At 54.1% G+C, this 24414-nt stretch carries 21 protein-coding genes and 6 tRNA genes; 21 read left to right on the top strand and 6 right to left on the bottom strand.

What is annotated here, in order from left to right; genetic code table 11:
* Positions 1 to 651, bottom strand: coding sequence for a TrkA family potassium uptake protein (locus KHW85_RS05875; protein WP_009409369.1), 651 nt, complete (start codon positions 649 to 651; stop codon positions 1 to 3).
* A gap of 122 nt (positions 652 to 773) precedes the next feature.
* Between KHW85_RS05875 and KHW85_RS05870 the strand changes: the two genes are divergently transcribed.
* Both KHW85_RS05870 and KHW85_RS05865 read left to right on the top strand, forming a co-directional pair.
* On the top strand, positions 774 to 2762 hold the full coding sequence (locus tag KHW85_RS05870) for an APC family permease (RefSeq protein WP_291459157.1): 1989 nt from the start codon (positions 774 to 776) through the stop codon (positions 2760 to 2762).
* Positions 2763 to 2776: 14 nt separating this feature from the next.
* Positions 2777 to 4039, top strand: a complete 1263-nt coding sequence (locus KHW85_RS05865; protein ID WP_291459156.1) for a TRAM domain-containing protein — start codon at positions 2777 to 2779, stop codon at positions 4037 to 4039.
* Between the two features lie 116 nt (positions 4040 to 4155).
* On the opposite strand, the gene KHW85_RS05860 is transcribed toward KHW85_RS05865, so the two are convergent.
* Complete coding sequence (locus KHW85_RS05860; protein WP_291459155.1) at positions 4156 to 6153, bottom strand: prolyl oligopeptidase family serine peptidase; 1998 nt, start codon at positions 6151 to 6153, stop codon at positions 4156 to 4158.
* Positions 6154 to 6302: 149 nt separating this feature from the next.
* Between KHW85_RS05860 and dxs the strand changes: the two genes are divergently transcribed.
* On the top strand, positions 6303 to 8210 hold the full coding sequence (gene dxs / locus KHW85_RS05855; RefSeq protein ID WP_291459154.1) for a 1-deoxy-D-xylulose-5-phosphate synthase: 1908 nt from the start codon (positions 6303 to 6305) through the stop codon (positions 8208 to 8210).
* Here dxs and KHW85_RS05850 read toward each other — a convergent pair.
* Positions 8196 to 9434, bottom strand: a complete 1239-nt coding sequence (locus tag KHW85_RS05850) for an HRDC domain-containing protein (protein WP_291459153.1) — start codon at positions 9432 to 9434, stop codon at positions 8196 to 8198. The two genes, dxs and KHW85_RS05850, sit on opposite strands and share 15 nt — an antisense overlap.
* Before the next feature lie 3 nt (positions 9435 to 9437).
* Complete coding sequence (locus tag KHW85_RS05845; RefSeq protein ID WP_291459152.1) at positions 9438 to 9986, bottom strand: DUF3000 domain-containing protein; 549 nt, start codon at positions 9984 to 9986, stop codon at positions 9438 to 9440.
* 162 nt (positions 9987 to 10148) lie between these two features.
* On the opposite strand from KHW85_RS05845, the gene KHW85_RS05840 reads away from it, so the two are divergent.
* The 10 genes from KHW85_RS05840 to KHW85_RS05795 all read left to right on the top strand — a co-directional run bounded on the left by KHW85_RS05840 (position 10149) and on the right by KHW85_RS05795 (position 14128).
* Positions 10149 to 10221: transfer RNA gene (locus tag KHW85_RS05840), tRNA-Gly, on the top strand.
* Between the two features lies 1 nt (position 10222).
* A tRNA-Val gene (locus KHW85_RS05835) sits at positions 10223 to 10294 on the top strand.
* Positions 10295 to 10343: 49 nt separating this feature from the next.
* Positions 10344 to 10416 (top strand) — tRNA-Gly (locus KHW85_RS05830).
* Between the two features lie 38 nt (positions 10417 to 10454).
* Positions 10455 to 10525, top strand: a tRNA-Cys gene (locus KHW85_RS05825).
* 1 nt (position 10526) lies between these two features.
* A tRNA-Val gene (locus KHW85_RS05820) sits at positions 10527 to 10598 on the top strand.
* A 98-nt stretch (positions 10599 to 10696) separates the two neighbouring features.
* Positions 10697 to 10782 (top strand) — tRNA-Leu (locus KHW85_RS05815).
* Between the two features lie 113 nt (positions 10783 to 10895).
* A complete protein-coding gene (locus KHW85_RS05810) occupies positions 10896 to 11600 on the top strand; it encodes a DsbA family protein (protein ID WP_291459151.1) in 705 nt (234 codons plus the stop codon).
* Positions 11600 to 12622: a GNAT family N-acetyltransferase gene (locus KHW85_RS05805; protein WP_291459150.1), complete on the top strand. Its 1023-nt coding sequence runs from the start codon at positions 11600 to 11602 to the stop codon at positions 12620 to 12622. The genes KHW85_RS05810 and KHW85_RS05805 overlap by 1 nt, the downstream gene beginning before the upstream one ends.
* Before the next feature lie 74 nt (positions 12623 to 12696).
* Positions 12697 to 13794 (top strand): FAD-dependent oxidoreductase, encoded by a 1098-nt coding sequence (locus KHW85_RS05800; protein ID WP_156335487.1) that lies wholly within the window; start codon positions 12697 to 12699, stop codon positions 13792 to 13794.
* A 22-nt stretch (positions 13795 to 13816) separates the two neighbouring features.
* Positions 13817 to 14128, top strand: a complete 312-nt coding sequence (locus tag KHW85_RS05795; RefSeq protein ID WP_291459149.1) for a DNA primase — start codon at positions 13817 to 13819, stop codon at positions 14126 to 14128.
* 69 nt (positions 14129 to 14197) lie between these two features.
* Here KHW85_RS05795 and KHW85_RS05790 read toward each other — a convergent pair whose 3' ends face one another.
* A complete protein-coding gene (locus KHW85_RS05790; protein WP_291459148.1) occupies positions 14198 to 15115 on the bottom strand; it encodes an aldo/keto reductase in 918 nt (305 codons plus the stop codon).
* 88 nt (positions 15116 to 15203) lie between these two features.
* Here KHW85_RS05790 and KHW85_RS05785 point away from each other — a divergent pair, with 88 nt between their 5' ends.
* Positions 15204 to 16061, top strand: coding sequence for an undecaprenyl-diphosphate phosphatase (locus tag KHW85_RS05785; protein WP_291459147.1), 858 nt, complete (start codon positions 15204 to 15206; stop codon positions 16059 to 16061).
* A 26-nt stretch (positions 16062 to 16087) separates the two neighbouring features.
* Positions 16088 to 16771, top strand: a complete 684-nt coding sequence (locus tag KHW85_RS05780) for an HAD family phosphatase (RefSeq protein ID WP_291459146.1) — start codon at positions 16088 to 16090, stop codon at positions 16769 to 16771.
* Here KHW85_RS05780 and KHW85_RS05775 read toward each other — a convergent pair.
* Positions 16765 to 17610 (bottom strand): PD-(D/E)XK nuclease family protein, encoded by an 846-nt coding sequence (locus KHW85_RS05775; protein ID WP_291459145.1) that lies wholly within the window; start codon positions 17608 to 17610, stop codon positions 16765 to 16767. The genes KHW85_RS05780 and KHW85_RS05775 overlap by 7 nt on opposite strands.
* An 81-nt stretch (positions 17611 to 17691) precedes the next feature.
* Here KHW85_RS05775 and KHW85_RS05770 point away from each other — a divergent pair, with 81 nt between their 5' ends.
* The 6 genes from KHW85_RS05770 to KHW85_RS05745 are packed head-to-tail and all read left to right on the top strand — an operon-like array spanning position 17692 to position 24383.
* Entirely contained in the window at positions 17692 to 18726 is a 1035-nt protein-coding gene (locus KHW85_RS05770; protein WP_291459144.1) for a tRNA (adenine-N1)-methyltransferase, read from the top strand.
* Entirely contained in the window at positions 18713 to 20227 is a 1515-nt protein-coding gene (gene arc / locus KHW85_RS05765; RefSeq protein ID WP_291459143.1) for a proteasome ATPase, read from the top strand. The genes KHW85_RS05770 and arc overlap by 14 nt, the downstream gene beginning before the upstream one ends.
* Positions 20224 to 21786: a depupylase/deamidase Dop gene (dop, locus tag KHW85_RS05760; RefSeq protein ID WP_291459142.1), complete on the top strand. Its 1563-nt coding sequence runs from the start codon at positions 20224 to 20226 to the stop codon at positions 21784 to 21786. Before arc ends, dop begins: the two co-directional genes overlap by 4 nt.
* Before the next feature lie 2 nt (positions 21787 to 21788).
* Positions 21789 to 21974, top strand: a complete 186-nt coding sequence (locus tag KHW85_RS05755) for a ubiquitin-like protein Pup (protein ID WP_048713483.1) — start codon at positions 21789 to 21791, stop codon at positions 21972 to 21974.
* A gap of 1 nt (position 21975) precedes the next feature.
* Positions 21976 to 23376: a proteasome accessory factor PafA2 family protein gene (locus KHW85_RS05750; RefSeq protein WP_291459141.1), complete on the top strand. Its 1401-nt coding sequence runs from the start codon at positions 21976 to 21978 to the stop codon at positions 23374 to 23376.
* Positions 23373 to 24383: a hypothetical protein gene (locus KHW85_RS05745; protein WP_291459140.1), complete on the top strand. Its 1011-nt coding sequence runs from the start codon at positions 23373 to 23375 to the stop codon at positions 24381 to 24383. The genes KHW85_RS05750 and KHW85_RS05745 overlap by 4 nt, the downstream gene beginning before the upstream one ends.
* Positions 24384 to 24414: the final 31 nt, after the last annotated feature.

Genomic DNA, 24414 nt, shown 5'->3' with positions numbered 1-24414 from the left:
TTAGTCCTCAAGGCGTGGTGCGCGTGTCAAGATGTCACGCAAGGGAAGTGGATCTTCACCAGAGATTGCGAAATACAACTGGTCATGTTCCTGGATGACCAACTCTGGACGGGCGGGAAGAATCGTTCCCAAGCGGGAGACGAAGGCAATCCGTTCACCCGTCAAGTTCTCGACTGTGGGGAAAGAAAGCCCATACCAGTCAGCGATAGGAGTGGCGGTGACCAAAGAAACCAATCCAGAGGGGTGCGTCCACGTCACAGCGGCATCAGGCGGCATCAGGCGGCGAAGCACCGATTCCGTTGTTCGTTTGACGGTGGCAACTGTGGGAATCCCCAGACGTTCGTATACGAAGGCTCGTTCTGGGTCGTAGATTCGAGCAACAACACGCTCGACATGGAAAGTCTCGCGCGCAACGCGGGCGGCAATAATGTTCGAATTATCGCCATTTGATACCGCAGCAAAGGCGTAGGCATCTTTAATTCCCGCCTGCTTTAAGGCATCGCGATCCATACCAAGTCCAGTGACTCGGCGGCCCGAAAAGTCCTGAGGAAGGCGTTGAAAAGCCTTGGAATCAGAGTCGATGACAGCGACGGAGTGTCCTTGCGCATCCAAAATAGTAGCAAGACTGGCGCCTACTCGGCCGCATCCCATAATCACAAAGTGCACACTCCAACGCTACTCGCACAAAGCGCTCATGGCATCTGTTTGACACAAAAGTTGCTCTGTACGCGTCCAAAAGTGACGCTCTGTCATCCAGAGGATACGCTTAAGAGGTGTCATCATTCGTTGAGTCCGCAAAACGCGTATTAATCGGACGTCCAATTCGTTCCAAGGCGGCGGCCCGTCAACTTCTCCCAAAGAGACTTGCTCTTCCGATCTATGCCTCTGATGCGCTTTCGTCTGTTGCCTACGCGCCGGATGAAATTCTCCTCACCCTGGCATTGGCAGGTTCTCTTGCTCTCATCAAGTCGGTGTGGGTCGGTGTAGTTGTCGCCTGCGTTTTGGCTGTCGTTGTTCTGTCTTATCGGCAAACCGTTCATGCCTACCCTTCAGGTGGCGGCGACTACGAGGTTGTCACGACGAATCTTGGCCCCAGCTGGGGACTACTCGTGGCCTCGGCACTTCTTGTCGACTATGTGTTGACGGTTGCGGTGTCAATCTCTTCCGGCGCAAACTACCTGACCACGATCTTCCCTGGCCTTCGTGGTTCAGAAGTTCCCATTGCGGTTGGACTGATTATTTTCCTCACTCTCGTCAATCTTCGAGGAACGCGAGAAGCGGGGACAGCATTTGCGATCCCAACCTATGCCTACATGATTGCTATTGCAGTGATGATCATTGTTGGCTTTGTGCGACTATTCATGGGGAACCTTCCCATGGCGGATAGCGCTGCTTATGACATCCACGCAGCAAGTTCACACCTTGATGGGCTGACCGGTTTGGGTGGAGTTTTCTTGCTCATGCGTGCTTTCTCTTCCGGCTGCGCGGCCTTAACGGGGGTCGAGGCCATTTCAAATGGCGTGCCGAACTTTAAGCGTCCGAAATCGCGCAACGCAGGAATTACCCTGCTGATGCTCGGTGGTATCGCCGCTTCGATGATGATCTCCATCCTCGTATTAGCACGTCATACGGGGCTCCAGATGGTTGACGATACCTCGATGGTTTATCTCCACGGCAGCGCCCAACCTGATGTGCACTTCGCTCCGGTCATCAGCCAATTGGCCTCGACGATTTTTGGCGACGGCTCGCTTCTCTTCATTTTCGTGACTGCAGTGACGGGCTTTATCTTGATCCTTGCGGCAAACACCGCTTTCAACGGCTTCCCAACCCTGGCCTCGGTTCTCTCGCGTGACTCCTTCCTGCCTCGTCAGCTTTACAAGCGTGGTGATCGCCTGTCGTACTCCAATGGCATCATGGCCCTCGCTGTGGGTGCTTCGGCATTGGTGATTCTTTTTGATGCAAGCGTCACCCGATTGATCCAGCTCTATGTCGTTGGTGTCTTCGTTTCGTTTACACTTTCCCAACTGGGAATGATCCGTCACTGGAATAAACGCCTGCGCCTTCCGCAAAATGGCGGTGAACGCAGCAAGGTGCTTCGCTCGCGTTCCGTGAACATCATCGGCTTTATGATGACCGGATTCGTTCTTGCTGTCGTTTTGGTCACGAAGTTTACTCACGGTGCATGGATTACTGTTTTGCTCATTGGGCTGGTCTTCACCATCCAGCGTTTAATTCGCCGCCACTATGACACGATTCGTGGCCAGCTGCGGGTGGAGGATTGGCATACTCGGCGTGCCCTGCCTTCACGCGTTCGCGCTTTGGTTTTGGTCTCGAATTTATCGAAGCCTTCAATGCGTGCCATCGCGACCGCACGCGCACAGGCTCCCATCAATTTGGAAATTGTTTCAGTCGTCTCAGACCTCGAGGAAGAAAAGCATATTCGTCGCGAATGGAAGGAATCAGGTCTTCCTGTTCCTTTGACACTGGTCGCCTCACCATTTAGGGACATCACGCAAATCGTCATTTCTTATGTACGCTCAAGGCGTCAGCGTTCGCCAGAAGAAATGCTGGTTGTGTATATTCCAGAGTTCTTGGTCCGGCACTGGTGGGAGAACATTCTCCATAACCAGATGGCCTTGCGGTTATCTCGATCTCTTTTACGAATCCCCGGCGTCGTGCTCACCATTGTCCCCTGGAAGCTTGGCGAAGATATCCAGGTCGATGGAACCCAGAGCGTCAATGATCCTTTTAAGCGCCAGTGAGGAGAGATTCACGCATGAGCGATTCTGATGAACTGATTGAGCTCACAATCGGGGCGCCTGCGCATGGTGGCGCCTGTGTTGCACGCGATGATTCCGGGCGCGTTGTTTTCGTTCGATTCGCCCTTCCAGGTGAGAAGGTGCGCGCGCGTGTCATCGATTCACAGAAGCGTATGTTGTGGGCCGAGGCCGTCGAGATTCTTGAGCCCAGCCCTGATCGAATTCCCAGCGTGTGGCCGGCAGCTGGCCCAGGTGGCGTAGGTGGGGGAGAACTCTCCTTCGTCACTCCCGAAGGAGGACGTCGGTGGAAAACCGATGTCCTCGAAGACCAATTGCGACGTATTGGTCGTGAGTGCGTCGCCGAGCAGGTCGAGGCCATTGGGGGAGTGAGCGTTCAACCGGCACCCGGTGATGAGAACCTTGAAGAACTTCTGGGACGACGCACACGTATCGAGTGCGTCGTGAATGAAGCAGGACGACTCGGTATGCGCCGCTATCGCTCGCATGAGATTCAAGTGCTGGATTCTATGCCTTTAGCTGCCAAGGAGATCAATGAACTCGATGTCTGGGAGGGGAATAAGGTTTTTTCTCACCTTCCCGAGGGTTCGCGAGTCCGTTTGATTGCTGCTCCCGGTCAGCCGCCACTGATTTGCACGGATGAGGGCTGCTGGGATGCCCAGGGAGATGCATGGAAGGGACCCGTAACGTGGACAGTTTCCCGCGAAAATGGAGCGGATCAGTATCGCGTTCGGCCTCAAGGTTTTTGGCAAACGCATCGTCGTGGAGCTGAAGTTTTAGCCCGAAATGTTGAGGATATCATCGCCTCGCTCGGTGCTTCCCGGATGATGGAACTTTACTCGGGGGCAGGACTCTTTTCGTTGCCGCTTTCGCGCCTTGTGGGCAGCGCTGGGCACTTGGTGACCCTTGAGGTTGACGAGGCTGCCGTTGCAGATGCCGTGGCAAACGTTGGTAGTGACGTGCTCGATGCTTTTGTTGGCGACTGTGATGCTCCTGCGGTGCACGAACTCAATAGTGAATTGGGGGGTGCGGAGATTATCATCGCTGATCCTCCACGATCCGGAGCTGGCAAAGAAGTCTGTCGTGCGATGGCCAGTACCGGGGCAGAGCACATTCTGCTTGTGTCCTGTGATCCCGCTGCGGCTTCACGTGACCTGCATGATCTTCTTGAGGAGGGCTACCGGATCGCCGATATGCGTGCCTGGGATCTATTCCCCTACACGCACCACTTTGAAGTCATGACGGTACTGGAGAGGATCTAGAGCTTTTCGCTTGACTTTGATTTAAAGGGGATATACCTACTATCAGTTCCGATGCAGTTGGGGGGCAGGCTCTGCGCCTGCCCCCCAACTGCATTCAATCTCGTCTAGGACGAGTTTTAGAGGTTTTCGATCTCGAGGTTCACGGGTACCTTTGCGTTTAGCTTCCAGACCTGCGAGTAGAAGCTGAGTTCGCTTTCCCACGAATCCTTAATATGCGCTGCTGAACGGAATCCGTGGCCTTCACCGGAGTAGAGACGCAGTGCCACTGGGCGGCCGCTGTCACGGAGGGCCTTGAACATGGACTCTGCTTGCGAGGGAGGAACGACCTTATCTTCTGTACCCTGCAGCAATAGAAGTGGTGCGTGGATCTGATCGACCTTGTTGATCGGAGACCGCTCGGCCCACACGGGATCAGAAAGATCATCCGAACCAATCAGGAATTTATCGTAGTGCGACTCGAACTTGTGAGTGGTTGCTTCGAGCAACTTGAGGTCACCAATACCGAAGAGCGAAGTACCAGCGGTGAAAACATCGCTGTCAGCAAGAGCTGACAAAACCGTATAACCACCTGAGGAGCGACCTCTGATCGCGATGCGCTGAGGATCAGCTAGTCCTTGGGAAACCAAGTATTGTGCACCTTTGGCACAATCTTGCACGTCAAGGACACCCCAGTGCCCATTCAGGCGCTGGCGGTACTTGCGACCGTAGCCAGTTGACCCGCGGTAATTGACATCAAGGAAGGCAAATCCACGAGAGGTCCAGTATTGGACAGCAATTGATAGCCCTGGACGAGCAGAGGATGTCGGACCTCCGTGAACATTGACGAGGAGCGGAGGAAGGGAACCCTCAGGAGCAGTGAACTCGGGGTTCTTCGGTGCGTAGTAGAAACCGTGGACAGTCTCTCCGTCGCTACTGGTCCATGAAACTGCTTGAGCGACAGAAATCAGATCTTCGCTCAGGTGCTCTTGAGAAGAAGATCGGAGTACTCGAGATGCCCCACCAGAAACCTCAACGATTGCGGGTTCGTGGGTTGCGCAATCCGCAAGGGTAACAACACGGCCTTCGTAGCAGGCAACATTTCCGGTTGGCCACCACGGGGTACGCCACTCTTCGCACATACCGTTATCCAAGCGAACAGTGCCCAGATGCCACGTCCCGTTTTCTGCCCATGAGCAAATGAGGTTTTCGTAGTCGAAGTTATCGTAGGAATGAAGGCCAAGCTGCCAGTGAGGATGCGAGAATGCACGTGCACTGGGATGCAAGGGGCGTGTGCGAAGGCGAGTCATCCACGCGAATTGATCTTCGTCATCATTCCACTGGAACCCCTCTGTGCGATAGAGGTTCGCCCAACCGGAGGAGTCATCGACGTGGATTAGATCCCCATTTAGGGTCCAACGTGGTTCATAAACGCAGACTTCTGGCTTATCAACCAAAATCAACGAGGCCGCGATCTTACCCTCGAAATCCAATGAGCCAACATGGAGGGTGGAACGTGTCCATGCCATATTGGGGTGGTTCCATGAGAGCCATGCGAGTTTGGTTCCATCGGGACTCAAGGTCGGGGATGAGACAAAGTCAGACCCACCAAAAATCGGGATGATCTCGAAAGCATTGCGCGCTGCTCGTCCATCCAGAGGAATTGCAACAAGCGAATTGACTGGTTCGCCGGGATTCGAATGATCCTCTGCTACCGCATAAACCAAACCGCGAACGTCGGCGATTTCGAAGTCACCGTAGCGAACTTTGCCCAAAGGAGTGAGCGGAACCAACTGACGCCTCGGATCGCGAGTATTAAAGGCATAAACGCGACCGTCGAAGCCATCAGAAAAGACGATGAAGCCGTCGGAAACCGCGTATGCTCGTCCGCCATATTCATGGACACGGGTGCGGACGTCAGGGAGACGAATGCCATCAATGAGCGGAAGAACTTCGGAGATTTGCCCCATAGAATCCGCGCGCAGAAGAGTATTTCGACCGTTATCGCGGGGGTTACCTTCAACCCAGTAGGTATCGGTTTCGTCGACGCGAACCTGTGACAGCTGCACTGATGTCTGAGTGTAGGAATCGGCTTCGACCGGAGAGTCCCACTGTCCATACGGACGTTGCACGCTCATCGTGTCTCCTTCTCTATACGTCAAGTCGTCGCGCCTTCATTCTAATTCCTGCATTGATAACGTGCTTTGAAGTCCGATTGCGCTGCACACTTCTCCTCTTAGCGCGCATCGTTCGGCTCATCAGTCACCATGACACTAGAATCTTGTCCATGACCCATGCCCAAAATCAGGCCTCTTTATTGAGTACGATTTCTTCGCCCAGTGACCTGAGGCGTGTCCCAGCGGCAAAACTGGACGATTTAGCGGCACAGATCCGCGCGAAGCTCATTGAAGATGTCTCAAAGACAGGCGGGCACCTTGGGCCAAATTTGGGCGTTGTTGAATTGACTATCGCTCTTCACCGAGTTTTCCGTTCACCTGCAGATACGATCGTTTTTGATACCGGTCATCAGACGTACGTTCATAAATTGCTGACAGGACGCCAAGACTTTTCGAAGCTTCGACAAGAAGGTGGCCTGTCGGGATATCCCAGTCGCGAAGAATCCGTCCACGATGTTCTTGAAAGCTCGCACGCATCTTCATCTCTGTCGTGGGTTGATGGTATTTCCCGCGAGAAATCTCGACGCGGTGATCCGACATGGACGATTGGCATCATTGGTGATGGTGCACTGACAGGTGGGATGGCATGGGAAGCATTAAATAATATTGCTTCTGATCACAAGCGACGCGCAATCATCATCGTCAACGACAACGGTCGCTCCTATGCGCCAACTATTGGTGCCGTAGCCCGCCATCTTGATCTTCTACGTTCTTCTCGAAATTACGAAAAGGCGCTGTCGTGGGGTAAACGGACTCTGATGAATTTTGGGGAACCCGGACGCGCAACTTACGGAGCTCTACACGGCCTCAAAAGCGGCATTAAAGACGCCCTCATTCCGCAGGCAATGTTTGAAGACCTCGGACTGAAATACCTGGGACCTGTTAACGGCCACGATATTGCAGCGATGGAAGAGATCTTTAATCGTGCACGCGCCTTGCATGAGCCCGTCCTGATCCATGTCATGACGCAGAAGGGACGTGGCTACAGCCCTGCGGAAGAAGATATTGCAGATCGCTTCCATGCAGTGGGGAAGATCCATCCCGAAACGGGTCTTCCTATCGCGCCAGCACGATTTGCTTGGACCAGTGTGTTCGCCGATGAGATTCGTCAGATCGCACACGAACGCGAAGACATTGTGGGCCTAACTGCTGCGATGATGTTACCTGTCGGCCTTGGCCCCTTCAAGGACGACTTCCCTTCGCGCGTGGTTGATGTGGGGATCGCAGAACAGCATGCGGTTGCCTCTGCCGCTGGAATGGCCTTCGCGGGAGCGCACCCGGTTTTTGCGGTGTACGCGACCTTCCTGAATCGAGCATTTGACCAAATTCTTATGGATGTTGGGCTTCACCACTGCGGCGTGACCTTTGTTCTTGATCGAGCCGGAATTACCGGTGATGACGGGGCATCCCACAACGGAATGTGGGATATTTCGATGCTGAATTCCGTTCCTAGCTTACGCCTAGCTGCCCCGCGTGATGAGGCGACGCTACGCGAAGAATTGCGCGAAGCCGTAGCGGTAGATGATGGGCCGACAGTCCTTCGTTATCCGAAGGGCGCCTTGACTGATCCAATTGTTGAGCTTCGTCGTGTGGGTGGCTGCGATGTCCTCAAGGACTGGGATGAGGGCGCTGAAGTCTCAAAGGTCTGCATCGTTGCCGTGGGCTCGATGGTCCCAGCTGCCATGGAAGCAGCTGCTCTTCTTGAGAATGATGGCTTGGCGAGCGTACGCGTGGTTGATCCCCGCTGGGCTCTTCCAGTTCCCGAGGCCTTGGTTGGCCTTGTCGAAGGAGCTGAGCTTGTGCTCAGTGTCGAGGATGGCTTAGTTGATGGTGGATTTGGGTGGTCACTGCGTGATCTGCTTTCTTCGAATGTATCGACGCGATCAATCCCAGTCGTCACCGCAGGTATTCCAAAGGAATTTCTACAGCAGGCTAGCCGAGCGAGCATTGTGACGGCCCTTGGTCTTGACGCACAGGGCCTCAGTGAAAGAATTCGCCACGCTTTAGCGGGAGAGTAGATCACTCAGGGAGCTGGCCATCAACGAGATCTGCCAGGGGCGTGCACCCTGCGCGGTGAGGAAATCGTCGACAGGCATACCCAATCCCTGTTGGGTGTGTTCCCAAGCCAAAGCGCGCTGAACCCGTGGCTCGAGGACAATTTCTGGACTAATTTCTAGGGTTTCGGCTTGCTTAGCAACGGCCTCGCGAACCTCAAGAAGAAGCTCGTGTGCTTCGGCATGAATACGTTGCCAATGCCTGACGCTAGGAGTATGCCCGTCGTCTTCCGTTCGATGTCGGGGTGGAAGTTGGTTTTCTGGAAGGGCTAGTGCGCGGGTGACTGCATCAAGGAAATGCTGCGCGTAACGACGTGCCTGAGGTGAACGAAATTCGGCAATTGAAAGAAGATTGTGGCGAGTCCTTGGCGGACGTTGAGCAGCGTGGATAATTCCACTGTTTCGTACCAAGCGTCCGGGAGCAAGGTCAATTTCGCGCGCAATCGCATCGCGCTCGATCCAAAGCTCACGTGCGATTGCGAGAGCTCGTTTGGAGGTCAACTTGCCAATGCCGGAAATCGAACGCCAACGATCTTTTTTCGGCGAAGGCGGGGCGGCCTCGGCAATGTGTGAAAACTCCTGCTGCGCCCACGAGGTGCGGCCAAGGTCATCCAAGCGCTCTTCAAGGGAGTCTTTAAGAGCAGTCAGGAGCTCAACATCAAGAACCGCGTATCGCAGCCAATCCTTCGGAAGAGGGCGCACCGACCAATTTGAGGCCTGATGATCTTTCACGAGTGTCAGTCCCAAGACTTGCTCACAAACTGCGGAGAGTCCGAAGTGAGTCATTCCCAGCAAGCGTGATGCGACTTGTGTATCGAATAATGCCGGAATTTCCAGGCCGAGTTCACGCAGGTTTGGGAGGTCTTGAGAAGCGTCGTGCAGAATCCAGGTTGAGTTCATACTTGCTTGAAGGGACTCAAGGTGGGGGAGAGCCGCAGTGTCAATCAAGAATGAGCCGACGTCCTCGCGTCGCAGCTGGAGGAGATAGGGCGAAGAACCGTAGCGAAAGCCTTGAGCTCGCTCGACGTCTACTGCAACTGGAAGGGAAGAAGCCGAGAGGTCCTGTGCAGCCCGTTCCAAAGCATTTTGAGTGTCGATAATTTCTGGGATTCCATCGCGAGGGAAAGCAATGAGCTCGGGGTCCTCGCTGTCTCCCACGGCGATGCCGTAGGGATTTTCAATGAGCACGTTCTATGCCCTCTCAAGGAATCGTTGATTTTCAACACCGGCGATACGACACATGAGATCTTGCCACGCCAGAAGGTGCTCGCCAATCCAGGGAGTATTCGGTGTGAGCGAAACACGAATCTCAACAGCGAGAGTCGACCCCATGAGGATCAGGCCTCCAAAAGATTCACTGACTTCTTTGCTCACAGTGCCCGTAAGATCATGGAAACCAGCGCCGCGCTCTTCGAGGCAGTCGTGAGTCCAGTTCCACAGTGCTTCTGAAAGCAGGGGGTCAGAACTCATATCAGCATCAATTTGCGCACGGAGCTGTGCGACAAGTCGGAAAGGCCCGTTCCAACCCATTTGTCCGTTGGGATCATGGAGGATCACAAAACGACCGAAAGCAAGGGCTTCGTCGTGGGCGGTTTGTGCCGTGCGAAGTGCGAGTGCAGCAGTGAAAGGAGCAAGTGCGCGCGGTGCGGGAACTTCCTCAATTTCGACATGAGGATGAACAGCACTGCGTAATGACATGAGTGCTGTTCGAAAATCCTCGGGTGGTGCCACTTTGATCACGTCCTCGACTTTATGAGTCCGTGTTATCAGGCAGTGGAAGGCGCGCCGCCGCGCGCTGAAAAAATCAGGTGTGAGCGGGGACACGCCGTCTTGATTTGTGTTCCAGGTGCAAACCCTGTTAGCCTTTCATCCGTTGCAAAACCGTTCCGGCGGTTTGATAACGCGGATGTGGCTCAGTTGGTAGAGCATCACCTTGCCAAGGTGAGGGTCGCGGGTTCGAGTCCCGTCATCCGCTCGGGCGATTGGCGCAGTGGTAGCGCGCTTCCCTGACACGGAAGAGGTCACTGGTTCGAACCCAGTATCGCCCACTGTCGTTATCTAACGACGGACAAGGCCCCAGTCCGATTGGGACTGAGTGCGGATGTGGCTCAGTTGGTAGAGCATCACCTTGCCAAGGTGAGGGTCGCGGGTTCGAGTCCCGTCATCCGCTCTAACCTTCCGAAAATCCTTGAGGTTGAGGTTGGATAGGGTGGGTTGGCCGAGAGGCGAGGCAGCGGCCTGCAAAGCCGTATACACCGGTTCGAATCCGGTACCCACCTCGGGCGATTGGCGCAGGGGTAGCGCGCTTCCTTCACACGGAAGAGGTCACTGGTTCGATCCCAGTATCGCCCACGGAAATTTTGAAACGCATAGATGAATGTCGATTTGTGACTGGCGTCCATGCGTGTTAAAGTTTCCAAGCCGCAAAGCTTTGGCTTTGTGAGTCACCTGCGCGGGTGGCGGAATAGGCAGACGCGCTAGCTTGAGGTGCTAGTCCTCGTATTAGAGGGTGGGGGTTCAAGTCCCCCTCCGCGCACAGAACCCGGGGATCTTCGGATCCCCGGGATTTTTCTTTGCACTGGTAACTCCTCAATACGCAACGTAACCTGTGCATAGGCGAACGTGCTCTTATCCCCGAGGAGAGACTTCATGCATGTTGACGTATGGGCAGACTTTGCATGCCCTTGGTGTTACCTCGGTATCCATCATCTGCGTGATGCTCTCACGCGTTTCGAACATCGCGACCAGGTCGAGGTTCGTTTCCACTCCTATTTGCTTGATCCCGAGCAGTCTGCTGTTCTTGAAATGTCTCAGGCGGATTTCTTGGTCCACACGCATCCAGGCATGAGCCAAGAGGAAGCTGCTGATGCTCTTATTCACGTCGGTGAGCTTGCTCGTGCCGATGGAATTTCTCTAGATTTTGATTCCTTGATCGTTGCGCCGACGTCGTTTGCGCATAAAGCGATGGCGGCTGCGCGGGAAATGGACGAAGAATCCGGAGTGACGAGCGGGGCCGGGACGTATCAGTTTGCATATGCCGAAGCCTTGTTCCGTGCTCGTTTTGAGATCGGTTTGAACCTAGCGGATCCAGATGTGCTGATTGGTTGTGCACAGGATGTACGGATCCCTGAAATGCTGGTTGTTGACGCTCTGAGCGACCCCGTCGCCTCGTCTGAAGTTTTCTCGGACTACCAGATCGCTGTACAGATGGGAATTGACACTATTCCGACCTATCTCTTCGACCGGAGTCTTGTTGTCCAGGGAATGCACGATACCGAAGCGATGAGGCGAATTCTGACGACTGCGTGGGAACAGGTCCACCCCAATGCATCAACACAGGAGGAAACACACTGATGGAACCCTTTGACGTTCATGGTCAAAATATTGTCTTAGTCCCGCTGTCCGCAAACGATGCGGCGGATCTTACTGACGCATTGCAGGATCCAATTTTTCACGAAACAACGTCGATTCCCTATCCCTACACCCTGTCAATGGCTGAAGAGAATCTTGCAAAGGTACCTGCGAAGTGGGAGCAGGGTAGTGCTGATTGGGCGATTCGCAGTGCCCATGATGGACGTTTCCTTGGGCGCATCGAGCTCATTCGTAATACTCATTTTTCTGACCGTTATGAAGTTTCGTACTTTGTTCGCCATGATGAGTGGGGCGAGGGCATTGCAACAGAGGCTGTGTCCCTTGCTCTAGATACAGCATTTGAGAAATTTGGCGCTTCTCGAGTTGAGTGGGCGGCGTACGTAGGAAATTGGGGATCCTGGAAGGCCGCGTGGAAGAACGGTTTCCGCAAGGAAGGCATTGCGCGCCTTCCTGGATACGAGGCCTGGGTAGGAGGCATTCTTGCCACTGACCCGCGCACACCCGCAGGTCCGTGGGACGGACCTAGCGCAGGCGCCCCCGAAGTCTTGGATTCATCGCGCCCACAAGCTCTTGTCCAGCAGTTCCACACTACCTACTTCATGCCCGACCGTATTCGAGATCATCAAGAGCCAACTCTTGACTATGAGCGTCTCCATATGCGAGTGAGCTTGATCCGCGAAGAGTTCGCTGAGCTGCTCGGAGCCTTGTACGGAAAGGAAGCACGTGCAATCGTTGAAGAAGCGACGCAACGTGCAACGGAAGCAGATGATGGAACGCGAGACATCATCGAAACGGCTGATGCTTTAGGCGATCTGGTCTACGTGATCTATGGCATGGCCCTGGAATCAGGAATCGATTTGAATCGTGTTCTTGCAGAAATTCAGGCGTCTAATCTGTCGAAGCTCATGCCCGATGGCAGCGTGAAACTCCGTGAGGACGGCAAGGTATTGAAGGGGCCAAACTTCTTCACACCGAATATTGCTCGAGCCCTTGGTCAGGAATAACACACTTTTTGCACTCGTTGCTCTCTGGGTTTTCAGGGACAATGGGAGGTAACCAACGAGAGAAGGAGAGCACTGTGGCCCGAGTCGTCGTTGTCGGTGGCGGGTACGGTGGTGTCACCGTCGCCAAAGGACTTGATCCTCTTGCCGAAGTCATTCTGGTCGAGCAAAAAGACCAGTTTGTTCACCATGCTGCGGCTCTGCGTGCCGCAGTCGATGAGGCATGGCAGCATTCAATTTTCATGCCCTATTCGAATCTTCTGAGCAATGGTCGGGTCATTCACGGAACGGTTTCTCAGGTTGAGGGGACTCGAGTTCATATCTTCGGTCAGGACCCGATTGATGCTGACTACGTTGTTCTGGCAACAGGTTCAACTTATCCATTCCCAGCAAAGTACTCGGCTTCGCGTTCTGATGTTGCAAAGGCTCGCCTGAAGCAGTTGCACTCCTACCTTCACGGTGCCCGCTCCGTACTCTTGGTAGGTGCCGGAACCGTTGGTATTGAATTCGCAGGGGAACTGCGCAATGCCTTCCCGGACCTAGAAATTACCTTGGTTGAAAAGCAATCTGAGCTTCTCCCGACTCAGGGTTTTGCTGATGAGTTGCGCGATCAGGTTCGCGAGCAACTGAAGGAGCTCAATATCCGCCTCATTGAAGGTTCGGAGCTCGCTTACCTTCCGCCATTCAATGTTGGTGAACTTGGCCGTTTCGTCGTTGAAACGAAGGACGGTCATCGTATTGAAGCTGATATGTGGTTCCAGTGCTATGGTGCCCGTCCGAATACCGGTTATGTTGCAGGTACCGAGCTGCAGTCCGCGGTTCGTCCAGACGGTGCTCTCAAGGTGGCACCAACGCTTCAAGTCGTCGGCCAAACCAATATTTACGCGATCGGTGACGTTACGGATGTTCGCGAATCAAAGCGTGCTGATGCCGCTCGGGCACAGGCGCGCATTGTGATCTCGAATATCTCTTCGCAGCTGTCTGGTAAAGAACCTCAGGCAACCTACAACCCCAGTGACGAATGGGTGATCTTGCCGCTGGGACCTGAGCACGGCGTATCCCAACTCCTCGATTCACAGGGTAATTCGCGTATTTTAGGCCCCGACCAAACAGCAGAGATTAAGGGCGCTGATCTGATGGTTTCTGTGATTAGGTCCCAGCTGAACTTGCCGTAGACATCGTGTAGGATGTGTGACTATGACCACGAAACCTCGTCTTGTCCTAGATCAGCTGATTGCCGCTTTCGAGAATCACTACGAGGTGGCTTCCTCTGATCAAGTCGATGAACAGGCACTTATCGATGCTGAAGAAGCTCTCCGTGATGCCTTCTTCACCTACGATGACGTGCTTTTCACGCAGTTCGAAGTTGAGCTTCCTTTCGACCTCATCGTTTCGGATGAGGAAGACGAGGAAGAAGACTTTGACGACGACGACGATGAAGATGATGAAGAAGTCGATGATGATGACGATGGATTTGTCGATCTTGATGAGGATGAAGACGAAGACTAGTCGGTCAAGTTGTCTTTAAGGTGTGCGGGCAGTTGCTACTGCCCGCACACCTTTATTTAATGCCCGCTCCTATTTAGCACTCACTTCACTTAATACCTGGCGAATCGGAAGTGGAAGGTCAATGCGTCCATTGAGTATCTGCTCGAGTTGTACGAGATTTCGAGGCCCGATGATTGCGCTTGTCACTCCCGGTGTGCCCTCTACCCATGCCAAAGCAACGTCAGCGATCGAACATTCCAGCCCATGTGCCGCCTGAGATAATGCTTCGACAATCGGAAGACTGCTCTTTAGGTATGGCTCGACACTGGAACGCAGATGTGCGGATGCGGCCCGTGAATCAGGTGGTGTTGTATGGCGATATTTTCCTGTAAGCACGCCCCCAGCAAGCGGTGAATGAGCGAGAAACCCAAAGCCGTTGTGTCGTGCTCGCTCGAGCAGGGGAGAAGAGCATAAGAGTGAGTATTCTTCTTCGACGGCGGCCAGAGGAAGTCGATCTGACTGTGCCCACATGAGTGCACAATCCCAGGTGTCGCGGTGACTTAGCCCAAGGTAGTGCGCGCGTCCGCTGGAATAGGCCCATTCGAGCGCCGATAGAGTTTCCTCGAGCGGAATTCCTGTAGGGGACGGAGTTGCTAACCAGAGGTCAATGAAATCTGTTTCGAGAATCGCAAGTGTTGTATCTAGGCAGCGGAGCATATCTCCGCGAGAAGCAGAGAGCTCATTGGCTCCTTGAGAGAAACGCATTGCACCACGCAATGCAATCCTGACTCGGTGACGGCCAACGGCGCGTAAGGCCTCGGCAAGAACGCTGAGAGCGCGTCCGGAACCGTGGAGAGGGCTCACTTCTACGAGAGTCCCTCCAGCGTCAACAAAGGATTTGAGCATTGCGCATGCCTGATCTTCATCTGTGTCGCGTCCCCAAGTCAGTGTTCCCAAACCCAGACTGGACACAGAAAGTCCATGTGTTCCACATTGACGAATCTCCATAGAGATAAGCCTAGAACGCGCAGGCTATGACGGCATACACATGCCCATCTTTGGCTAGCCTCAGGCCAAGCGCCGTAGAGTTGGAGATATGAACTGGCTTGATGCAATCATCCTTGGACTTGTTCAGGGCTTGACGGAGTTCCTTCCCGTTTCGTCCTCCGCACATATTCGCATTGTCGGTGAGCTTACGGGCTCAACCGATCCGGGTGCTGCTTTCACCGCAATCACGCAAATCGGTACGGAGCTCGCGGTTGTCATCGTCTTCTGGAAGGACATTGTCCGCATTCTCAGCGCTTGGTTCCGATCTTTGCCGCTGGGTGCAAAGGAGAATCGAGTACCCTCAAGTGATCCAGATGCGCGAATGGGTTGGATGATTATCGTCGGTTCCCTTCCGATTTGTATTTTGGGTCTTCTTTTCCAAGATGCGATTGATACGGGCTTGCGTAACCTGTGGATCACTTCGGCGATGCTGATCGTTTTCGGCCTACTTTTGGGCTTTGTCGATCGCTATGCACCTCAAGAGCGCGATCTGAAATCGATGACATGGAAGGATGCCCTTCTCTACGGTCTTGCGCAGGCAATGGCCGTGATCCCGGGTGTCTCTCGTTCAGGTGGAACGATTACCATGGGGCGTTTCCTGGGCTACACCCGTGAAGCCGCTGCCCGCTATTCCTTCCTTTTGGCAATGCCGGCTGTGTGGGCTTCAGGGCTCTACAAGGTGGCAAAGGTTGTGACCGGCAGTGAGACCATTGCTGTCGGCCCGACAATCGCTGCAACAATCATTGCTTTTGTCGTCGGCGTCGTTGTGATCTTGTGGTTCCTGAAGATTATTTCCACTCAGTCCTATGCGCCCTTTGTTTGGTACCGAATCGCAATTGGTATTCTTGTAGCTCTTGGTCTGTTAAGCGGTTTGCTTTCCCCCTTGGGAACAACGCCCGCTGCGTGAATCTTGTGTGAAGGACGTACGAAAGTATGACTCTGCCTGAGGCAATTCTCTTCGACATGGATGGCACCATCGTCGATACTGAGCCCCTGTGGGAGGGCGCGGAAGGACAGGTGCTCGCCGAGATGGGGACACAGATGACCCCGCAGATGCGCCAAAAGATGTTGGGGTCTACTTTGCCGCGGATGGTGGCAATTTTGCGTTCATTTGCCCGCAATCCTCTTGACGAGGCCGTGGTTGCCGATCGTGTTGAGCAGGGGGTGATCGATCGCTTCGATGCGGGATTGCCCTGGAAAGACGGTCTGGTTGAACTCCTGAGCTGGTGCCATGAACACTCAATTCCGACAGCGGTCGTTACTGCGACGCGACGGCGAGTTGCATCCAGGGTCCTTGAGCATGTACCCGCAACACCCGGTTTTACGAACGCAATTTACGGAGATGATGTCTCGGAAGGAAAACCCTCACCAGAGGGCTACCTCAAAGCTGCTGAGCTTCTTGGAGTTGACATCCGTCGCTGCATGATTGTCGAGGATTCGCCGGTTGGTCTTGAAGCTGCTTCTGCCAGTGGCGGAGTGGCCGTCGCAATCAAGGGAGCGGCGCCAGAAGAGTTCGCCGCTGATTTTCCCTATATTCGCGAACTCAGTGACCTCAGTGAAAGTGTCATTGAGTCGATTATGGAAGGGCAACGACCGAACTTCGTTCGCGCTCACTGACTAGATTGCTGCGGACCCATTGCCAGTAAACGTTCCACGCCACTGGCTGGAATTTCAGGTGTAGTCCCATCAAACAGTGGACACATCGAACGCACTCCACACCAATTGCAAAGCGGGTTGCGTCGGGGAGCGAAATAGCCCTGCAAAGCGTCCCTTCTCATCGATTCCCAGGTCCGGGAAAGTTCTTCACTAAAGCGGGAAATATCAGCGGAATCCGGATCAAAGGTCAGCACCTTTTGAGAGGCGAGATAAACCAACTGTGTACGCCTCGGCAGTCGCTTTGTGAGAGAAAGCAAGAGGGCGTAAAAACGCATCTGAAATAATGCTTCCTCTTGAAAACGCGGGGAAGGAGCCTTCCCGGTCTTGTAGTCGATGACCCTCAGATCTCCGTTGGGTGCTTGGTCGACTCGATCAATGTAACCAAGGAGATTCACTCCTTGCGAAGTTGTTGCCTCGACAAGGGCTTCGGTAGACAGCGGTTCAAGCGCTTGAGGATCTTCGATCGCAAAATAGTTAGTGATCATCGAATGCATTCGTTCGCGCCAGCGTTCGAAGTCCGCATGGTCTGAAAAAAGATTCATGACACTTGGGTCGCCAGCAAGAGTCTTCTCCCATTCGGTACGTAAAAGCTCGATAGCGAGTGTCTCATTGCGTTCTTCCCTTGGCAGGGCATAGAGGTTTTCCAAGGTGCTGTGAACTGTTGTCCCAAGAAGTGTTGCTTGCGTTGGAGGTTCTTTAACGCGGTCGACGACATGCAGGCGAAACTGCAGTGGGCAGCGCTGGTACTCTTTGGTGCGGCTTGCCGAAAGTGCAGGTCGGCTTGGGAGTGAATTCCTCATACATCTACCGTAACCAGTTCCACCTTTTCGCGCGGGGTTTAAACAGGCAGTTCATCCATGCGCCGCGGTAGTGTAGAGGCGATGAGCACACATGAACATGAAGCCCAGGGCCTTGGCCAAGAACGTCACCGTGGTCCTCTCCGAGAAGGGGAGCGTGTCCAAATCCGCGACCCGAAGGGGCGTTTGCACACCGTTATTTTGGTTTCTGGTGGTCGTTTTCAGTCCAATCGTGGCTTTATCGATCACGATGATTTAATTGGGCGCCCTGATGGTCAGGTCGTCACCACCGAAGAGGGCCGCCAGTTCCAAATTCTGCGCCCGCTTCAAGTTGACTATGTCATGTCAATGCCCAGGGGCGCTGCAGTCGTCTACCCGAAAGATGCTGGGACGATCGTTCACTACGCAGACATTTTCCCTGGTGCAGTAGTTGTCGAGGCCGGCGCTGGGTCGGGTGCTCTATCGATGGCTCTTTTGGACGCAGTAGGGGAGCGCGGCAGGCTGATTTCTGTCGAAAGGCGCGAAGAATTCGCACAGATTGCACGCGATAACGTTGAACTCTGGTTTGGTGCTCCGCATCCGGCGTGGGATCTTCGGGTCAATGATCTGGCAGATGAACTCAATGCCATGCCTGCCTCGAGTGTTGATCGCGTGGTCCTCGACATGCTCGCTCCCTGGGAGAACTTGGATGCGGTTGCACACGCGCTTGTTCCCGGCGGTGTTCTGTGCTGCTACATCGCGACCGTGACTCAAATGTCCCGGTTAATCGAGGATCTTCGTTCCTCTCAGAACTTTACCGATCCCGTCGCGTGGGAGACGCTCTCACGTGAATGGCACGTTGATGGCCTAGCTGTGCGACCCGAGCATCGAATGGTTGCCCATACAGGATTCTTGATGATTGCCAGGCGTCTTGCTCCGCAAACTACTCCTCAGGAACGCTCAACGCGTCCAGCGAAGGCTGCTGAAGGCCTCGAAGGGGCGTGGAATAGCGAAGATGACTGGAGCGAGCAGAAAGTGGGTCTTCGCGTCAGCTCGGATAAGAAAATCCGTAAGGTCAAAAGGGACCTCGACACTAAGGCGCGAGCGTGGGTAGAAGGGCGTAGCGATGACGAACAGTGACGCTGCACTCTCAATTCTTGAACAGAAGAATGCCCATCTGAGTGCGGCTCTCACTCAGGCGCGTCAAGAACTTCTCCGCCTGAGGGAACAACTCAAGCATTTAAATCAACCACCGCTGACCCTGGGAGTTTTGCATCGCGCGCAGCCTTCTTCGCGTGTTCTTGAGGTCTATGTTTCAGGCCGCCTTATGCGTCTCGCGGCTGATACTTCTCTCGACATCACGTCAATCTCGCCGGGGCAACAGGTTCTTATTGACGACAAGATGATTGTTGTCGGGATCGGCGAATATTCGCGAACCGGCGAGCTTGCACAGGTTGCGGAACTTATTGGGGTGGATCGCGCTGTAGTCACTGCTGAGGCCGGAAGTCATCGCATTGTTGAACTTGCTGGTCCGCTACGCCACGGTACTCTTCGGCCCGGAGAGAGCGTTTTGGTTGACCCTCGTACTTCCTTTGCCTATGAACGTGTTATTCGCCAAGACGTCGAGCAACTTCTCACTCCTGAAATTCCCGATGTTACTTTCGATGACATCGGCGGACTAGATGCTCAGATTGAGACAATTCGGCAGGCAATTGAACTTCCCCTGCGTCATCCCGAGCTATATCGGCAATACGGTTTGCGGCCGACAAAGGGAATTTTGCTCTACGGGCCCCCGGGTTCAGGAAAGACGCTGATCGCCCAAGCGTTAGCACGATCATTACGCGAGTTCAGCTCTTCAGGTGAGGGCTATTTCCTCTCAATTAAGGGCCCAGAGCTTCTCACCAAGTTCGTTGGCGAGACAGAACGACAGATCCGTGCAATTTTCGCGCGGGCTCGTGCCTTGGCTTCGTCGAAGGTCCCAGTCGTGATCTTCTTCGATGAGATGGAAGCTCTTTTCAGAACACGCGGTACTGGAATTTCTTCCGATGTTGAGACGATGGTGGTTCCACAGCTGCTCGCTGAAATGGACGGCGTCGAAAGTCTTGACAACGTAGTCATTGTTGGTGCCTCAAACCGGGCTGACATGATCGATCCCGCGGTCCTTCGCCCTGGAAGGCTTGATGTACGCATCCGCATTGATCGCCCAGATGAACGTGCAGCGAAGGATATTTTCAGAAAGCATCTCGACCACTCTGTGCCGCTTGCACAAAACGGTCAGCAGCTGAGCCATGACGAGATGATCGATAGGGCGGTTAGCAGCCTTTATCGACGCGATGACAATTCGGCTTTGCTGTCTGCTCGAAGTCATTCCGGTCAGGAACGCATCATCTATCTTGCCGATATTGTTTCGGGTGCGATGATTGCAGGAATTGTGGAGCGCGCGAAGAAATACGCGATCCTCGATGCAATCGAGAACGGTACTCAGGGGATGACGCTCGATCACGTGACGCGCGGCCTCGGCGATGAAATTCGCGAATCAATGGAACTGGCAACCCGACAGGCTCCAGCGGACTGGGCGCGCACGATCGGTCTGGATCAAGATATCGCTGATATCCATCCCTTGAAGGAGAACCAGCAATGAGCTCTCATATGGTGATGAGTACCGAGACTGAATTCGGTATTTATTCTCCGGACAATCCTGGTGCCGATCCGGTTGACCTATCCTGCCGGATAGTTGATGCCTACTCGGCTCTCTCGCGCCGCGGTACACCTACGGAGGGTAGCCAGCCAGTTCGCTGGGACTACACGGCTGAAGATCCTTTGAATGACTTGCGCGGTATGAGGCTTTCGCGTGCAGCTGCAGATCCTTCGATGCTTACCGATGACCCCTATCACCTTGCTCCTTCGGGCGGAAGTGAAAGACTTCCTTTGCCGAGGCAGTCAAGTGGATATTTGCCCGCATCGGTGTCATCTGTGCTGACCAACGGAGCCCGGCTCTACGTTGATCATGCTCACCCAGAATATTCTGCGCCTGAAACGCTTAGCGCACGCGATGGAGTCCTGTGGGATCGTGCCGGCGAGGTCATTGCTCGACGAATGATGTCAGCAGCTCGTGAGCGCGGAGACGAGATCGTGTTGGTTAAGAACAACACGGATGGTAAGGGCGCAGCATACGGTACCCACGAGAACTATCAGATCAGCCGTCGCATTGATCTCGATGACCTTATCCGAGGCCTCACCCCGTTCTTCGTAACCCGCCCAGTTATTTGTGGTGCAGGACGCGTTGGAATCGGCCAGCGCAGTGAATTTGCCGGTTTTCAGATCTCGCAGCGAGCTGACTTTGTCGAAAATGAAGTTGGCCTAGAGACTACCTTTAACCGTCCGATTATCAATACTCGCGATGAAGCTCATGCGAACCCAGCCTACTTTCGTCGCCTTCACGTGATCGGCGGAGATGCCAACCAATTCGATTCCTCGCTCTATCTTCGCCTGGGAACGACCGGCTTAGTGCTCAAAGCAATTGAGGCCGGCCTCGGAATGGAATGGGATGCTCTTGCGATGGATGATCCGGTTCAAGAAACCTGGAACATCAGCCATGATCCGACGCTGACTTACAAGGCAGGGCTTGCAGGAGGTGCGCGAAGCGCCCTCGACATTCAAAAGATCTATGTCGATTTGGTCTCTGAGACCTTCAGTCGCGTGGGTATTGAACTGAGTGCAGACGAAGAACTAGTCCTGAAGTACTGGGATGATGTCCTTACGCGTATGTCTGAGGAGCTATTTAGCGTCGCCACCGAGGTTGAATGGGTTGGGAAGTATCAGCTTCTCGATCGTCAGCGCCAGCGTCTGTCAACCACGTGGGACGACCCTAAGCTTGCTGCGATGGATTTGCAGTGGGCGGATTTGCGTGAGGATCGTTCTCTGGTGGCTGCGCTTGATCGGGCCGGTCGTGTGAAGCGGATGTTCACTCCTGAGGAAGTCGAACATGCTGCAGATTGGGCGCCAGAAAATACTCGTGCTTACCTGCGTGGATATGCAGTGCGGAACCTTCCAGGACTGATCGCCGCATCGTGGACATCTTTGTGTGAAGCGCAGGGCGATCAGATGATTCGCCGTCCTATTGTTGAGGCTGCCAGTATTGATTCGTCGGTCCTTTCCGATCTTGAGCACGGTACATTAAGCCGTGTAGAACAGGAGTAGATATGAGTCTTTCGCAATTGTTCGCAGGTGGCGCTGGTCATGAGGATGATGAGGCCGCGGGTCAGGTACAAGCTCAGGCTTCCTCCCAAAGTGATTCTCTAGACGAACTTCTTGATCAGATTGATACCGTCCTTGAAACGAATGCTGAATCTTTCGTCCAGGGCTTTGTCCAAAAGGGAGGCCAGTGAGGTGAAGCGACGGGTCATCGGAATCGAAACAGAGTACGGGCTAACCTGCGCAACACGCTCTGGGGCTCGTGCTACTCACGATGCCGATGCTGCTGCGCACCTGCTTTTTGAGCCTTTCGCACAGGGCGGTCGGGCTCCTAACCTGTATCTGCGCAACGGTGGGCGACTCTATCTTGATGTTGGCGCACACCCCGAATATGCAACTGCAGAGTGTGACACTCTTCTTGACCTTCTCGCACAGCATCGTTGCGGTGATGAGCTGCTGAATCAACTGAATGATGTGGCGCGTAGCTCGCTTAGCCAGCTGCCAGATCCCGAAGAAATTTACCTTTTCCGAAATAACGTTGATTCAGCGGGCAATAGTTTTGGGTGCCACGAAAACTACCTTCTGCACCGTCGTCGAGATTTCCGACAAGTTGCGGATGGACTGGTCGCCTTCTTTGTCACGCGCCTAATCCTTGTCGGTGCGGGACATCTACGCAGGCAGGGGACCCAACTTAGTTACTGCTTCTCCCAACGCGCGGAGCAAATGTGGGAAGCCGTTTCCTCTGCGACAACGCGTACACGGCCAATTATTAACACCCGCGATGAGCCCCTGGCTGATGCAGGTCAGTACCGACGTCTTCACGTAATCAGCGGAGACACGAATGTTTGCGAGGCAACCACTTTCCTTAAGGTCGGCATGACCGCATTGGTTCTTGATGCCGTCGAGGAAGGTATGGACCTTAAAGATTTGGAACTTGCTGATCCAATGATGGCAATCCGTCAGATCAATCATGATCTTTCCGGACAGAACAAAATCGCTATGGTCAGCGGACCAGATTTAAGTGCTGTTGAGATCCAAGAGCGCATTTTGCAGCGCGTCATCGATGTGTTGAAGATCGATCGCACGTCGGACTCCTCAGAACCTACAACCCAAGCGATTATCGATCTGTGGCAACGGGGGATTGATGCACTCCGCAGCCAAGACTGGTCGGGGATTGATCACGAACTCGATTTTGCGATTAAGTACCGTCTGATCCGCGAGTACCTCAAGCGGAAGCAAACGACGCTTGATGATCCCCGCGTTGCACGGCTTTTGCTCTCGTATCATGACATCGGTCCTCATGGTTTGCGGCAAGCTTTGGAACGTACAGGAGCAATGCGCCGCATGACCACGGATGAACAGGTGAACAATGCATGCGTGAACGCTCCCCAGACAACGCGTGCCCACCTTCGCTCGAAGATCATCAATGCCGCTGAAGAGGCTGGCGTTGAACTTGCTCTCGATTGGGTTCGTGCGGCACGGATTGACGATCCGAATCGATACGTTCTGATGAACGATCCTTTTGCGACATCGTCATTGGCGGTCGATGAATTTATCTCTGGCCTTGTTTCAACACACGAGGTTTTTCCTGCATGAGCGGAAAACACCTTTCTTCGCGACTTCATCCGGTCGCTCAGGAACACGGAGAAGAAACGGGGCAGGCACGAAATCCTTCGCGCCGCAGCGGCCGACGGATTCTTGTTGTCCTTTCCGTATTGTTCCTGGTCTGCGCGCTCATTCTTGGATTGATCTGGTTCCTTCGTCCTTCTTCTGAGGAGGCCACGGAAGGACAGGCGCCTCGCTCGGTATTGAGTGCAGTCGAGGTCTCTGGTCGTGTTGGTGCAACACCGACACTTAAACTGAGCCAGCCCCTTCAAATTGTCAGTACAAAACACCAGATCTTGTCGCAGGGCGACGGTCGCGCCATTACAGCGGGAACACCGGTCCTACTCTCAGTGACAGTATTTGACTCAACAACGGGTGAGATTCTGTCTCCTAACGGGCGCCCGCGTCTTATTGACGGACGTGCCGAAGATGACTCCCTTTGTGCTGATATGGCACACGAAGTCAAAGGACGGGCTGAGGGAAGTCGCCTGCTCTTCGCGCGTCCACTTCCCTCAGTTTCTGACAGTACGGCATCTCCCACACCGACTGCCCGCTCAACCAAGGGTGAAATTGTCGTCATCGATATTCTCCCAACTTTGGCCTCGGGGCAGGCATCTGCCCAAGCCAGCGGCTCGGGGCCACTTGAAGTGACGATGCGAGATGAGGGCCCCATCATTAAACATGGGGATCAACTTCCGACCGGACCGACAACTCAGCCACTCCTGACGGGGGCGGGAGCGCAGGTGCGTTCTGATGACGACATAGTCGTTCAGTACTTTGTCAGTGGGTGGACTGATGGAATCGAGCGGCAATCGACCTGGCGTACCGGCGTGCCAGAGCGGGTTCGACTCAGTGAGCTTATGCCTGGACTTCGTCCGCTTCTTATTGATCAGAAAGTCGGCTCTCGGTTAGCGATTACTTTGCCTCCTGATCAGGCGACCGGTGACGATACCTTGTGCATCGTGATTGATATTTTGGCAACCACCCCAACCTCATAATGTGGCTGCTCTCGAAGCGTTCGCGCTGGTT

Origin of the sequence: Actinomyces sp. oral taxon 181 (assembly GCF_018370895.1) — a bacterium.
Lineage (GTDB): Bacteria > Actinomycetota > Actinomycetes > Actinomycetales > Actinomycetaceae > Pauljensenia.
The sequence above is the reverse complement of the archived record's forward strand: the minus strand, read 5'-3'. Positions and strand labels throughout refer to the sequence as shown.